The following is a 13,024-nucleotide window of genomic DNA, read 5'->3' on the forward strand; positions in this document are numbered from 1 at the left end:
AACTTGAAAGCGACCTTCGTTATTGCTCTTACTCAGCATTTTTTACACCTCGGCTCACCGTTTTACTTACTAATTCGATAAAAAAGCCTGTAGACCCTGCTCCTTACGGAACTTTGTCTACAGGCTGTTTGACTGATAATATCAGTCAACGTCCTCTCTCGTCCTAGGTAAAAGCGAGTTTTCTTTTCGTTAAACTTTTCTTTTATGCAAAACTCAGCTTCCTTTTTCAGACACTCTAGCAGTTTCGCCTTGTCAACATACATTTGAACACTGATCTCCCTTCTGGCGAACAATCGTATTCATTTTGTTGTATCATTTCCGCATAGTCTGAACATGTGCTTGAATCTTTTTCGCTATCTGCTCGATTTCTACAGCGTGTTTTCCTATGTTCTCTAGTCGATTAGATGGACGTTTCCCCGATCTATTCCGGTTAATAGCATAGTGGTCTATTGACTCTTTATGTTGATCCAGGGCGTCCATTAATTCAAAAAGCTCTATGTTTTTCTTATTAGCCATGAACTCACCCTATTTCATTTTGTTGTATAACCCAACACTTTTGCGAAAGACTCTGTGACCATGATTTTTTTAGAGCCGTTGCAAAGTTTACATTTCACGGGGTCGTCGCCTTTGCAGTTATAGCAAACGATCTCTATCTTCTTGCTCATGTAAAGCCTCCTATTCATGGAATCACTTCGTCTCTGCCTCTTTGTAGTATTGAGCATGTTTTAGATAAACAGAATCTGGATTAAGCCTACTGAGAACAGATTTCGCCCCGCGAATACGCTCCTTATCAGTACTGTAAGCATCGCCTCGTAATATCCTCATACTTGCCATTGTAATTAAATCCTCAAGAGCAGTTTCGAGTGCTGCACGTTCTTCCACGTTGAATAACTCATGTTTAATTTTGTTCAAATCTAGCAAACTGCCTCACCCTTTCTATGAAGATTTGTATTCATTATGTTGCCTTACCATTTTCAAAAGCTTCTCTGATAAATCTCACTATGTGTTGGCAAGTATCTGATTCGCCAGCAGATAACCCGTTCATCGTGCGAGCTTCCGTCTTTGTAAGTTTACGCCCCATGCAACTTTCTGCAGTTTCGACTAAATCTCGATACCTTGGTATTTGCCATTCTTCCAGCTCAAAGCCTTCAAATGGACGTAATTCATCATAATAATCCTTGTCAATCCATATAACACGTTTCCGATGGTTAAGTCCTTTGTACTCCAAGTTCACCCAATACACACTCCCTTATTCATCGAATTACTTGGCTACTATAGTCTTTTTGTTATCTTAGGCATTGACAATTTCACAATATCATTAGGATCCACACCACTTGTATATACTCGGCTATAATGAAGACTACAGTAACCCCTTGCGGCGTACTTGTTTTCGCAGCCGGGAACAGAGCAAGATTTCTGTGGTACCTTGACAAGCTTACGATTGGAAGCACGACGCTGTGCGTAATGGCTTCGACATAAACCATCACTAAAAATTGGATAGTCCATTTTCTTTTCAAATAGACAAATACGACAAATACTTCCTGTCGCTATAGTGTTTAGCTTTTTAATGGCTTCAAGCTTTTCAACATCTGATAGACATGATTCTAAAATCAATGACAATTCGGCAGAAAGTGAGGAAAACCGTTTTTCAGTCTTGAATTTTTTTTTTATTTTTTTCTCATTCAATTGTTTCATTGCTCCCTCAGACCTACTTTACGTGCAACTTTTCATTCTTTTTAACCTGCCGTTTTTTCATATATTCCGCCTCCATTATCGGATGAACCGATCTGTTCATTATGATTCTTCATCGAATAACTCCACTTTAACATCACGTCCGAAAATTAGCCGCATCTTGTGCATGATCTCCGATTCGTGGCAAGAAAGTTTAAGTACAGCTCTCTCATTACCTTCTAGTTCAAATTCGTGTGTATAGGGCAAACTACTAATCATGATCCATTTCATCATGCACACTCCCTTATCCATTAACTATGCACGCTCCTTCATGCTAGTCGGGACTCAAAGGCCCCCGCCGAAATGTAACCTTACCATCAAGATGAATGTTTATATAATAAACAATCCCATATCGACAATAGTTGTATACTAGAAATTCGTTGTAGTAGTAACCCGCGCGACCAAAGAATTCTAATTCCCCTTCTGCTGCTAGGTATGCTTTGGCCTCTTGCCAGGATTTGAAATCCGGAAGATGCAACGTGTTGATTCTCATCCCCTCCTATTTAACGGAATAACTTTCACTTATAAATAAAATTTCTTTGCTTCATCTACTGTCTTTTCGTCAAACTCGCTTTTAATTGCAAGGAGAAGTTTGTTGATTTGCTCTTCTGTTAATCCTGCACGTTTTCCCCCTAGAATTGCATAGCCAAGGCAAGCATGGTTACTCCATTCGCCTGACCACATATCCCGGTTGATGAGATTACGAAGGTACTGAGATCGATTTCCATTTGCTTCTTCATCAACGTGTTTCCACAAGTCTTCAGGAAGAGTGAGCGATACTTTTTTTGTAACTCCGCCTGAAGGTCTTCCCTTCGATCCTACATTCTTCATAAGTTCACCTCTGCTCAGTTCCGATCGACACGGAGCGCATAAGGCGATCTCTACTCCATTTTTGAAAAAGTCCATGACATCATTCTTACCACCACAATTCATACAATTCATAAGTAATCACCTGAAGTTATAGGCAGGTCATAGTTCATTGGAACATGCCTCCGATATATATTTTAAGTTACTTAAATTATATCATTTAAGTAACTTAAAATATATATCCTGGCTAGTCCTTATACATAAAAATTCCATTAAATTTTTCACATAAGGCAGTAAAAAAGCGAGCATGTAAAAAAGAACCGACAGCTGCCGGTTCACTCTTAATAACGCGAAAGCGTACGTATACATCTTGCAAGATAAGGACAAAACTTAAATGTGATGAAGAGTTATCCAGTATAAAAATGTTATCAAACAAAAAAGCTGGCTTCCGATCCAAAAGCAATTTTCCAGTAACCCAACTGATCTCATCTTTCCTGCTGGCTTTTTGAATTTGGAAGTAAATTGTTCACGCTCATAGTTATTATCCATCTGTTATACCTATCTCCTTCCCGATCAATTAAACAAAATATGTAAATAATATATCATTCTGTACTTAAAAGTACAACAAAGTTTGAACTTATATTATTCTGCTATACATCTCAAGCTTGGCCTACACTTGTTATGAACGAGGTGTGAGCATATGAAATCCAGTATAACGAAATTGGTAGGTAATAAAATCAGACACTATAGACTTCAGATGAAAATGACACAAGACCAACTCGCGGAAGCTATTGATACATCTGGTACATATATAGGACGCCTGGAGCGCGGGGAACAAAATATGCAGTTACTGACACTCGAAAAAATCGCCTCCGCCTTACATATCAATGTTTCAGCTCTTTTCGACATCCAAGAATCACAAACAAGTGATCAATTTTTCGATGCAAAAGATAATCAGGTACTCTGGAATATCATTCTCCTGTTAGAAAAACATAGTAAATCCGATCAGCAACGCGCTTATCGTGTCCTCAAAGAAATGTTTACTCCGTAACGCTTGTTAACCCCTACTTACCATCTCCTTGACTTGATTCCATGGCTTCTTGTGTTTTATTTACAAGGAACCCAAGTTACAAATCCTACTCTCGTTTTACCTTTTTCTTCCCTCCCCTTTTACACAACCAAGCTTAAATGAGGCTTTAATTCCGGAAATTTGTAAAAAAATAGGTTACGATAAAAAAAGAGTCGAATCGAATATAGGGAAACGGCCTCATGGACAATCTCCTAAATAATGGATATCTTTATATGCAGCTGGCCAGCTAGTGTTGCATAATTCCTCAAATTAAAGGAGCGTTACTTCGATGAGATCGTTTAAAGTAATTAGCACTTCCGTTCTTGCACTTACTATGGCATTTACAGGTACAATTGTTTCGGCCGCAGACGCCAGCCCTGATATTCCAGTACATTTCGCTAATGGTGTGAAGAACGATTTGTCTCCGCAAGAACTTAAATCACTCACAAAAAACTTGCCTCCGACCGCGACAAACGTGACGATAATGGAATCAACGTCAAGAGTAGATAAAAAGGTATCGTCCAAAATTGCACCTTCCGGAAACGCATGTGAGCCTGGTTATTCTTATACCGACACAACTAAAACAGGCTCTTATGTTTTCAAATTAGCGGAAGCCGGTTCCCGTTATATTAATAGAACTGGATCTAACATAACCTTTACTTCAACTATCGGGACAGCAAAAACGATATCTGGAGAAGGCAGCGCAAAGGGAGAATTCGATTGGAAAGTTATTGAAGCTGAAGTGGGATTTAAAATTTCAGGATCTTACACTTGGACAACATCAGAAGGTATCTCTGTTACGGTACGTCCCCAATATCAAGGTTGGATTGATTACGGAACATCAAATGATTATTGGTCAGGTTATTATACGTACGTTAGATCAGATTGCACAGAGGGTAGCAGTTTCTTCTTAAAAGTCAATGGACCACGGTATAAAGCGACTGTAGCTCACGAAACGCGGGTTTACTAAATGATTGAAGAGACTTATTCACTCTAGTGATATAAGTCTCTTTACATCCATATTCCCAAATAATAAGGATGGTACCCGATGAAGCATGTATTACACAAACTTGTTTTTCTCCTCGCTGTATTTCTTGTTGTTTTACAAGGCTGTTATGAACCTGGTAATGAGGTCGCCCCGGTAACTCCTAATGCTACCGTGGCTCCAATACAATCTGTAATTCCTTCTCCGGAGGGCACAACTCTAAAGGAACTTGTGATAAAAGATGGATCGGCCGGTCACAACATCCTGGATACTGCATTGGAGCAAGTCGAATGGAAATTAACCAATGGAGAAGATGTTCGTCCATCTAAAGCCGATCTATTACTGCATACCGAAATCGGATCTCAGGGGATCGTAGCTTTAAAAATTCCTAAGAGTGGTCAGACCCAATACAACGTTGTAGCTCTTGCAAAGACTGACTCAAAATGGACCATTACAAGCGTCCTGGATATACCCGTTTTTAATCTTCAGAAAAATAAACAAGGATTAGCACTTCCGTTCGATCAGTTTGAAATAGGAAAGCAAAAAATTGCGGATTCGGATATCTGGGCTTTTGCTAGTGATACTAAGCTTGTTTTAATTGGTTTGTATCCAGCAAAAATATTCACTACTCCTGAAGGAGCAGAGAATATAGCAGTCAATAATCACAACGCATGGCTAACAACGACGACTGAAGGAGTCCCGGCGATTTATTATATTGAGAATGAAAAATTAGTGGGTATAACTGGAAATCTCTCTGAAGTAGAACTGAAGAAATTAGCTATGTCTCTACCATCGGCAAACGCAGCCTCTTTCCCGGCCGTTAATCCATAGAACTATTGCTTGCTACTTTCATTTCAAAAAAAATATACGATGCCTAAATCATTATCTTTAGGCATCGTATATTTTTTGGGTATTTGGAGTTTGTTGTGGAATAGCTGTAAAAGATTTTTTGAAGGTGAAAAATGCTCACACTATGGAGAAACAAGTTTGAGAAGAAATTCCTCCCCAAATAACAAAAGCCTCCATCCGAGGACAGAGGCATTTGCAAGTAACCATTTAAGGTTATTTCAATCCACGCTCTCACAAGGAAAGCGACTTTGATTTAATTATAAGGGGTTCTGGGTGGATTTGGCAAGAGGGGATTAATTAATCTTTTAAATAGAGAACAGTCATGGGGGATTTGTCGCCCGAGAAAATAGTTGCGGGTTCCCCGTGAGTCAATCCTTCCGTTTTTATTACAGACGCTGATATCTGTGTCTGTGAAATAAACTCCATGACCTTATCATAAAGCTGGTCATCTACTTTTATGGTGACCCTATGGTGAGTACGATCTTTAAAATGAAGTATGTAATCTAATACATCACCTGTAAAATCTAATTTTTCAGTTAGGTATTCGCCCTGCTCGTCAAGGCTTATACTAGGCGCAGCCGACAGAAGAGTTAAAATATTCCATCCATTGGTGTAGTCATCATATTTATGACAACTCCATCTACTTAATCGTCTGAATCGAAGTTTGTCATAAATGTCAACTTGGTAATCCATGAGCGATGATTCAGTGCCATCTATCCATGTGATTTGTGTACTCTCATCTGCGTAAGAGCCGAGTTTTATCCCGGAGAGTACTTCATGGGCTGCTGTTTTCGACCCATTAAAATCAATTGTGATTGTAAATCTCATGGATTCGTCCTCATCCTCAGAAATAGTTATAACTCGCTCTGAGGTAGGTGTAACGAACTGAATTTCCTTTATATATTCGTTCCCTTCTTCATCTTTGCCAGTAGAGTAAGTCACCTCTGCTGGCATCCAGTTGTAGTCATATTCGCCGCGTTCCCGAGCATTGTCAGCCAAGTATTGGCGGAAACGGGTTAAGTCTGTTCCGTATAATGCGCCATACATCGCTTCCTCCGCTGGGAGGCTTTCAAAAACCTTTGCGATTGCGCGGAAACAACCAGCAATTGCTATAGTTTTAACTTTTAATATTTTCATTATTCTTCATCCTTTTGGTCCTCATCCGCTGTCTGCGGCTTGTTGGATAAAGCGGGGGGGACTACTCCCCCAAGAAGAATTCCTTGCGGCGCTCAAATCGGTCCGGATCAGTAACGATAAGTTCACCATCTTGATAATAGGCAAGGACTTCCCCCATTTTCTCAGCTGCAAGTGCAATTTCCTTATTAAGTTCTTCCCAGGAATCTGTGCCATGCCAGCCGGAGAAGTATTTTCCGGCGTCAGTATCGATATAGTCCCTAAAAACGTCCTTACTAACCTGCAACCAAAACCCGTATCGCAGGAGGATGGCGTCATATCCGTTATTGCTAACATAGAAAGCATCTTTCATTATTTTTCATCCTTTCGGGCCTCATCCGCTGTCTGCGGCTTGTTGGCTGCAAGATTAACCCCTTGGGGTTGAACTGATCAGGCTAGCACCCACTCGTGTTGACACTTTTTATTGTCTGCGCTGGAAGTCCATCGTTGTAGGCAATGTTTGCAATAACGTGTATTGTCGACTGTCATTTCGATTTCATGTGGCTCAAACATATTGAAGACGTTCCAATGAACTTGGTATACATTTCCTTCTTTATCGGTAGCACCCGCATAGTAACGGAGTGCACCAGCAGAAGGTGCAAACTCAACTGGACGATTGATAATCGTTAATGCTTGCCCATTAAATTCAACCTCGCGGTCATAAGGTGCAAATTTGGTGCCGCTGAAGTAATCAATAACACTTTGCTTGCGATCATCGGCGATCTTCGAAACTGCGTGCGGGCTTGGCCACTCGAATGTCCCGGTGGATTCACTTGCAAGGAACTCGTTGAAATCCCACGTTACTGAGAAGTGATTTGGTGATTGGCTAACAGGAACTTGATTGACGTAAAACAGCGATACCTTATTATTATTCTTATCGTAGTTTTTATCACCGCCATAGCCTGCATGCGTGAGCGTCATGCCTTTGTAGTAGACTTCTTTAATACTTTCCCAACTTTTCATAATCATCGCTCCTTCATTATTTTGTGGCACTTTAATAAGCCAAGTTCCATGTTCGAGTTCAGCATCGAGATCGCCACGCTCGCATTGACGTTGTATTTTTCGTATCACCGCTCGATCTGACGGATCGAGGCCGAGGAATATGGCGTACCCGCGAACGGTTGTCACTTTGTTGAGAATAGAAATCTTGACCACTCCTTAATTGTCGCAATTGCGACTTATTAATTTAATAATATCACAATGTCGCAATTGCGTCAATATATAAATGGAAATTATTTGCGTTTCCACCAAAATCAGAAGAGCCTCTTCTCTTTCTTTTCTTTCCATTTAACCACTAGACAAGGCGAGCTCATACTGACCATTCACTTTCCAGCACGCAGTTATAGAATCCGTACGGGATTGTGCGCAAAGTTCTGGAAGATTCGATTTTACTAGATGATAAGGGATAACAGGGGAAACCGAGTTCCCACAACGTGCAACCTGGGAAGCCTTCGAGTATGCTTTTTTGCCGTTATTTACCCGGTCAATGATATAACCCTTCGGAAATCCCTGGGCCGCGAAAAGTTCGTAAGGCTCCAGCATCCGCATGCCGATGTCTACGATCTGATAAAGAACGCCATCAATAGTGATCAGACCCAGGGTTTCATCCGGCTGGCTCTCGCTGCCATACGCTTTTAAGAAGGTGCGAACCTCTCCAAAATGATTGCCTCCGGCAGTAATCGTGTGAAGAGGCTCCGTTACAGCATGTCCTAAGTTTGTTCCCCGCATTTTAATAATGTGGCTTGCTGCTAGAATATCGTCTTCAGCTGGGGCAAGCCTTGCCTCTGCAACGGCAAACTTGTTGCCACCTGCCGTAATTGTACCAATGGGTTGATGTATATCTAAAACTCGGGGCTTCTGGCCATTGGCTTCGCCGTAACCCATCTGTATAAGGGTAGGAGCAGCTAAGGTTTGACTAACCTGGGACAAGTAAGGCTGAACTAACCCCCACCCATTTTTTGTTGTAATCGTCTGTATGGGCTGGTCGATCGGTTGGCCACGGAATTGTTTGCCTCCGTGATTGACCTTTATGATAAAGGGCTTGTCATTTTTTAGAACAAAACGTTCGATTCCGTAAGCAATCCGCCGCATCGTATTTTGAGAAAGGGGCTTTTTTCTTTTGAAAATGCTCTGGCAGGGACGCGTAAAATCAAGAATTTCAGCAGCTGTTCGGTAGGGCTGCAGCTTGCCTGACTGTACAGCAAGCGAGTCCTTTTTGCCGTGCGTAGCTTTTGGCCAGGCAATCGCTTTGCCATCAGAACGAGCAATGAGGAAAAAGCGTTTGCGTGTTGTCGGTGCCCCATAATCACAGGCTTTTAATTCGCGCCATTCCACTTCATAGCCGTGAAGTTTAAGAGCATTTACAAAAGATCGGAACGTTCGGCCTTTTTGCTTGGGATCCGGTTTACCATTGGCCAGGAGTGGCCCCCATTCCTTAAATTCTTCTACATTTTCTAGCATAATGACCCGCGGTCTTACCGTTGCTGCCCATCGAACAGCTACCCACGCTAGGCCCCGTATATGCTTCTCACGGGGTTTGTCACCCTTCGCCTTACTAAAGTGCTTACAGTCAGGAGAAAACCAGCACAAAGCGATTTTTCGCCCTGCGGTTGCTTCGTAAGGATCTACTTCCCAGACCGATTCACAATAGTGCTTCGTATCCGGATAATTTTCGATATGAAGCACTAAAGCATCTTCATCATGGTTCACCGCAATATCTACGGGGCGTCCGGTAGCCATCTGGACACCTGTCGCCACGCCACCACCACCAGCAAAATGATCAACAATAAGTTCACCCGTATGTAACAATTTCACCAATTAGAAAAACCTCCCGGATATCTATATGTCATATGAACACCGTGTTCATCGGTTTGCTGCCTCCATTCGCCAGGTGTGAGAGGGGATGATGAAGCAATCACCATCCCCTCTCGCCTATCCTTCCAGCCCTAAAATAAAGAGAGCTGACCATAAGAAAATAATCAAGAACACCAGGAGCGCAAGGTACATTTCGTTTCGTTCATGTTTATTCATTCGGAGATTCCACAGGAAGAATTGTAATAAAAGGCTTTAGCAGATATCGGGTAGTAGTCAACCAGTCGATCTTTAACGAGTTCAAATCCTGAAATTTCTCTTGTACTTCTTCCGAGAATCCTACAATGACATGCTCTGGAATTTCATCGTACGTGTACATGTGCCGGATCTTATAGGACTCTTCGAAAATGTAGTCATAGAGCTCTTGGAATCTTTTTTTGATATTATCTTGGCCACACTCATCGCAATAAACGACAAGCCCTTCATGTTCTCCAATTACCTTATTTTCTTTTTTGAGTTCCGGTTCCCATTCGTCATACTGTTCTCTCGGCTCGACATAATAGCGCTTGTCTTGCCAATCCCTGATAATGCCACCTGCTAATCCGTAATCTTCATAGAGTAGAAGGTTTTTGGCGGGGATTCCCGTAAGAAAGGCAACAGCAAGTATCAATCGCGATTCCTTTTCTTCGGTTTCTTGCTCTTGCACAGAAACGGATTCTTCCTCCTGGGTAGGATCTAAAGGCTCCAGGTAATATTCAGCAAGTGATCTCCAATTCAGTAAATTGATGATTTCTTTCTGTACACTATTATCTAGGACTTCCTCCCCCTCAGTGCTGTAGTTCACAACTTCACGTTGAATATCTCGGGTAAAATCTTGTACAACGAACTCTGGTATGTTTTCATATCCATAGCGCTTCCGGAGTTTACTTGCTTTCTCCATGATGAAATCATAAAGATCTTGATTTTCGTTAATCCAATTTTTAATATGGTTGTTCATGCCCTCATCACCTTGACCTTTTCGAATGATTTTAGCGGCCGTCTATGCTTGCCACCTGGCGCAAGCGCACCATATCGAATAAGCTACGGAGGATTACTTCGCGCCCTAGTTCCTCCGGAGGCTCCGCAAAGCCGGGAACCGGCTGCCGGAGTGGAGGAACTTCCCTGTCAAAAGGAAACTGGAATACCGCACAACAAAAAGAGGCTGTTAGGCAGCGTTGTTTGCTGCCTTACAGCCTCTTTTGGTGGAGGATATGCCGGGAAAACTTTTGACGGGGATGGGCGCTATGGTAAGCTGGTACAAGGTGGCACTGTGCCAACCAGGCCGCAAGCTTCCGGCTTGCCGGAAGGTTTCCATCTTCCCTTGAAAAGCAATCAAAGAGCTTCTTTGCGAAGCCCGTTAGAAATTCAATGGAATGCCGGCTTTGGATTGCCTGGGCAAGCCAGGGCCGGTAGTCGCTTGAATTTTAGGGCTGATGAACCGGGGGATCCAAAACCACTTTATTTAAAGCAGTTACATTTTCTTCTGCCGCTTTCCGTTGCCCTAACAAAGCCTTCAAATACAAGAGCCCCGGACCGCCCGGCTAATTTACGGCCATACTCACAACGGTCATCGTGAAATACACGCGATTCCGGACTGGAATAAAAAGTGGCATGTTCACTATACACCCCTGATTGCTTAGCCTTGTTGTACTGGTACATATTTTCGATTAGTTTCTCACGGTCCCACAATTCGATGCCCAGCTGCTCAGCTGTTTCTTTTACCTGTTTGGTAAATCCGCGATTGGTAATGATCCATGCTTTATCACAGCCCCATAGCGTTTTAGCCGTAAAGATTTGCTGGACGGCCTCAAATGTTACATTCTTACTCCAACATTTTGCCTGTACGCAAATACGCATACCGGTAGAAGGTTCGATTAAAATTTTGTCAGCTCCTCTATCCCCTTTACCGCCGGTGTCTTCGACTCGATAATTCAGATCCTCGAAAAAAACCGTTAAATAGTTCTCGAATTCTGATCCCGTCATCCGATCAATCGTATAAATGCCCGACATACGTAGCTGCTTCTTTCTACGAGCTTGCTTGATACGATTCTTTATCGGGGACCAGGCAAAATAAAGGACCAACAATAGACATGGAACTAAGAAAAAAGAGCCACTTAATCGATTCAAGATTGGAAGAGACGACCCTGGATTGATTTGAGGCTGATCGACATTGTTCAGAACAGAAATAAAGAAAAGAAGAACAAGGAGAATAACATAGGTGTGATTTTTCTTCCTCTGTTTGTAAAACTTTCGTTTACTCATAGAAGCCCCCTGATCACAAATACAAATAGCCCAAGAAAATTATCGTTCATAATCGATACCTTTAGCCATCGGCTCAATTTTCCGTTGATTGGACTGATAGCATTTACTCAGATTTTCCAAGTCCTGGCCGTTTGTTTCCAGCGCTTTTTTTAAAGCACTTGAGACAGAATGAAGACGAGGAAATTCACGCTGCGCTGCCTCAATTTGGCCAGCTGAAGGCATGGAGAGCTGTTTCATTTGTATATCCGCATGCTTGATCTCTTCCCGCATCCCTTCAAGCACTTTCTTATGTAAGGATGAAAATTTTTCCAACCAGGATTTAGGCTTCATTTCTTCAAGATCATTGTTCAATTGAAAGATTTTTTCTTTCAACTGGTTAAACTGCTCCACAGGCTGCAGAATCTCCTTCGCCTTGACTAGCTCCTGATCTATGACTTTGAGTTCTTTGTAATACCGGCTTTGATCTTGCTTCAGCGTCTGGATCTGGTTTTTCTGCTCATGCACCCAACTACGAGCAATATCATTTACCCATTTAGGCAGCTGGGGCGCTGCAAAAATGATTTTCCCCTTATCGAACTCCATCATCATCTTATATCCCGTGCTATTGTCAAAAATGAAAGAACGATCCGCAAGAGAAATGGCCTTTGGCACATTCTGAAGAGATCGATCGTACCGCCGGCGAATATCTTCTTCCGGAATATGATGGCCACCTTCTTCAACGCGGCGCGCCACACGTTCAACATGGAAATCCACATTTTTAAGCCCTACATAGAACATCGTAATCGCATAACCGGATTGGGCTGCCCGTTGCATTTGCCTCATGACATTTCCGCCGGCTAATGTTGTCTCGATTGAAAAATCTCTTTTGTGATCGATACAGTTTTGTACGCGTTTGAGCGCTTCACGACCGGCAGCAATCGAAACACTTTCCGGATTCGCAGGATTCATTTGTTTGGCGATCGCATCAGCATCGATGACTTCGCCCACCCGGTCTGCAGCTACCATAACGTCTGTAAGAGTACTTTTTCCGGCTCCGTTTGTTCCCGCGAAAACCGTCATTTTGGGTTTATCGATCGAATTCAATTTCGGAACGCCGTCCTTGTTCATCGCGAACTACCTGTTTTTTAACCCCATAGGCATATTCGCGGATCATCTTTCCATCTTCTTCGTAAATCAAAGAGGTGCCGGCAGCTTTTGCCTTATTTCTCGCGTGCTGGGTTGCTTTTTGGAGGATGTGTTTAAGCTCGTCACGAGTTACGTCCTTCAAGATATTCACTCCCTTAAATCCATTTTAAATA

Annotated in this window: 15 protein-coding genes; 3 read left to right on the top strand and 12 right to left on the bottom strand. The window is 42.3% G+C overall.

Features of this window, described 5'->3' with window-relative positions; all coding sequences use genetic code 11:
- Window positions 1–687: 687 nt before the first annotated feature.
- The 4 genes from EDM21_RS21600 to EDM21_RS21615 form a co-directional block, all read right to left on the bottom strand.
- Window positions 688–912: a hypothetical protein gene (locus tag EDM21_RS21600; RefSeq protein ID WP_157338508.1), complete on the bottom strand. Its 225-nt coding sequence runs from the start codon at window positions 910–912 to the stop codon at window positions 688–690.
- A 43-nt stretch (window positions 913–955) separates the two neighbouring features.
- Window positions 956–1,234 (bottom strand): hypothetical protein, encoded by a 279-nt coding sequence (locus tag EDM21_RS21605; RefSeq protein ID WP_157338509.1) that lies wholly within the window; start codon window positions 1,232–1,234, stop codon window positions 956–958.
- Between the two features lie 38 nt (window positions 1,235–1,272).
- The gene (locus EDM21_RS21610) at window positions 1,273–1,686 is read right to left on the bottom strand and encodes a hypothetical protein (protein ID WP_157338510.1); all 414 of its coding nucleotides are present in this window, start codon (window positions 1,684–1,686) and stop codon (window positions 1,273–1,275) included.
- A 567-nt stretch (window positions 1,687–2,253) separates the two neighbouring features.
- Window positions 2,254–2,562 (bottom strand): hypothetical protein, encoded by a 309-nt coding sequence (locus EDM21_RS21615; RefSeq protein WP_157338511.1) that lies wholly within the window; start codon window positions 2,560–2,562, stop codon window positions 2,254–2,256.
- Window positions 2,563–3,238: 676 nt separating this feature from the next.
- Here EDM21_RS21615 and EDM21_RS21620 point away from each other — a divergent pair.
- From EDM21_RS21620 to EDM21_RS21630, 3 genes are all read left to right on the top strand, one after another.
- The gene (locus EDM21_RS21620; protein WP_157338512.1) at window positions 3,239–3,589 is read left to right on the top strand and encodes a helix-turn-helix domain-containing protein; all 351 of its coding nucleotides are present in this window, start codon (window positions 3,239–3,241) and stop codon (window positions 3,587–3,589) included.
- 307 nt (window positions 3,590–3,896) lie between these two features.
- A complete protein-coding gene (locus EDM21_RS21625) occupies window positions 3,897–4,577 on the top strand; it encodes a hypothetical protein (protein ID WP_157338513.1) in 681 nt (226 codons plus the stop codon).
- Between the two features lie 78 nt (window positions 4,578–4,655).
- On the top strand, window positions 4,656–5,423 hold the full coding sequence (locus EDM21_RS21630; protein ID WP_157338514.1) for a hypothetical protein: 768 nt from the start codon (window positions 4,656–4,658) through the stop codon (window positions 5,421–5,423).
- A gap of 315 nt (window positions 5,424–5,738) precedes the next feature.
- Here EDM21_RS21630 and EDM21_RS21635 read toward each other — a convergent pair whose 3' ends face one another.
- The 8 genes from EDM21_RS21635 to EDM21_RS21670 form a co-directional block, all read right to left on the bottom strand.
- Window positions 5,739–6,578 carry a hypothetical protein gene (locus EDM21_RS21635; protein WP_157338515.1) on the bottom strand — a complete coding sequence of 280 codons (840 nt, stop codon included), beginning with the start codon at window positions 6,576–6,578 and terminating at the stop codon, window positions 5,739–5,741.
- A gap of 61 nt (window positions 6,579–6,639) precedes the next feature.
- Window positions 6,640–6,927 (bottom strand): hypothetical protein, encoded by a 288-nt coding sequence (locus tag EDM21_RS21640; RefSeq protein ID WP_157338516.1) that lies wholly within the window; start codon window positions 6,925–6,927, stop codon window positions 6,640–6,642.
- Between the two features lie 77 nt (window positions 6,928–7,004).
- Window positions 7,005–7,577: a hypothetical protein gene (locus EDM21_RS21645; protein WP_201280823.1), complete on the bottom strand. Its 573-nt coding sequence runs from the start codon at window positions 7,575–7,577 to the stop codon at window positions 7,005–7,007.
- A 324-nt stretch (window positions 7,578–7,901) separates the two neighbouring features.
- Window positions 7,902–9,428: a DNA cytosine methyltransferase gene (locus EDM21_RS21650; protein WP_420850687.1), complete on the bottom strand. Its 1,527-nt coding sequence runs from the start codon at window positions 9,426–9,428 to the stop codon at window positions 7,902–7,904.
- A gap of 208 nt (window positions 9,429–9,636) precedes the next feature.
- The gene (locus tag EDM21_RS21655; RefSeq protein WP_157338517.1) at window positions 9,637–10,422 is read right to left on the bottom strand and encodes a hypothetical protein; all 786 of its coding nucleotides are present in this window, start codon (window positions 10,420–10,422) and stop codon (window positions 9,637–9,639) included.
- A gap of 500 nt (window positions 10,423–10,922) precedes the next feature.
- Window positions 10,923–11,726: a restriction endonuclease gene (locus tag EDM21_RS21660; RefSeq protein ID WP_157338518.1), complete on the bottom strand. Its 804-nt coding sequence runs from the start codon at window positions 11,724–11,726 to the stop codon at window positions 10,923–10,925.
- Window positions 11,727–11,765: 39 nt separating this feature from the next.
- On the bottom strand, window positions 11,766–12,809 hold the full coding sequence (locus EDM21_RS21665) for a zeta toxin family protein (protein ID WP_235918319.1): 1,044 nt from the start codon (window positions 12,807–12,809) through the stop codon (window positions 11,766–11,768).
- Entirely contained in the window at window positions 12,793–12,993 is a 201-nt protein-coding gene (locus EDM21_RS21670; RefSeq protein WP_157338520.1) for a hypothetical protein, read from the bottom strand. The genes EDM21_RS21665 and EDM21_RS21670 overlap by 17 nt, the downstream gene beginning before the upstream one ends.
- Window positions 12,994–13,024 lie beyond the last annotated feature (31 nt).

It is taken from the genome of Paenibacillus lutrae, assembly GCF_009757775.1.
In the GTDB taxonomy this organism is placed as follows: Bacteria; Bacillota; Bacilli; order Paenibacillales; family NBRC-103111; genus Paenibacillus_F; species Paenibacillus_F lutrae.

Coding starts and splice junctions, on each gene's coding strand:
- EDM21_RS21615 (WP_157338511.1), bottom strand. CDS start 2,562: ATGAAGAATGTAGGATCGAAGGGAAGACCTTCAGGCGGAGTTACAAAA.
- EDM21_RS21620 (WP_157338512.1), top strand. CDS start 3,239: ATGAAATCCAGTATAACGAAATTGGTAGGTAATAAAATCAGACACTAT.
- EDM21_RS21625 (WP_157338513.1), top strand. CDS start 3,897: ATGAGATCGTTTAAAGTAATTAGCACTTCCGTTCTTGCACTTACTATG.
- EDM21_RS21630 (WP_157338514.1), top strand. CDS start 4,656: ATGAAGCATGTATTACACAAACTTGTTTTTCTCCTCGCTGTATTTCTT.
- EDM21_RS21635 (WP_157338515.1), bottom strand. CDS start 6,578: ATGAAAATATTAAAAGTTAAAACTATAGCAATTGCTGGTTGTTTCCGC.
- EDM21_RS21640 (WP_157338516.1), bottom strand. CDS start 6,927: ATGAAAGATGCTTTCTATGTTAGCAATAACGGATATGACGCCATCCTC.
- EDM21_RS21645 (WP_201280823.1), bottom strand. CDS start 7,577: ATGAAAAGTTGGGAAAGTATTAAAGAAGTCTACTACAAAGGCATGACG.
- EDM21_RS21655 (WP_157338517.1), bottom strand. CDS start 10,422: ATGAACAACCATATTAAAAATTGGATTAACGAAAATCAAGATCTTTAT.
- EDM21_RS21660 (WP_157338518.1), bottom strand. CDS start 11,726: ATGAGTAAACGAAAGTTTTACAAACAGAGGAAGAAAAATCACACCTAT.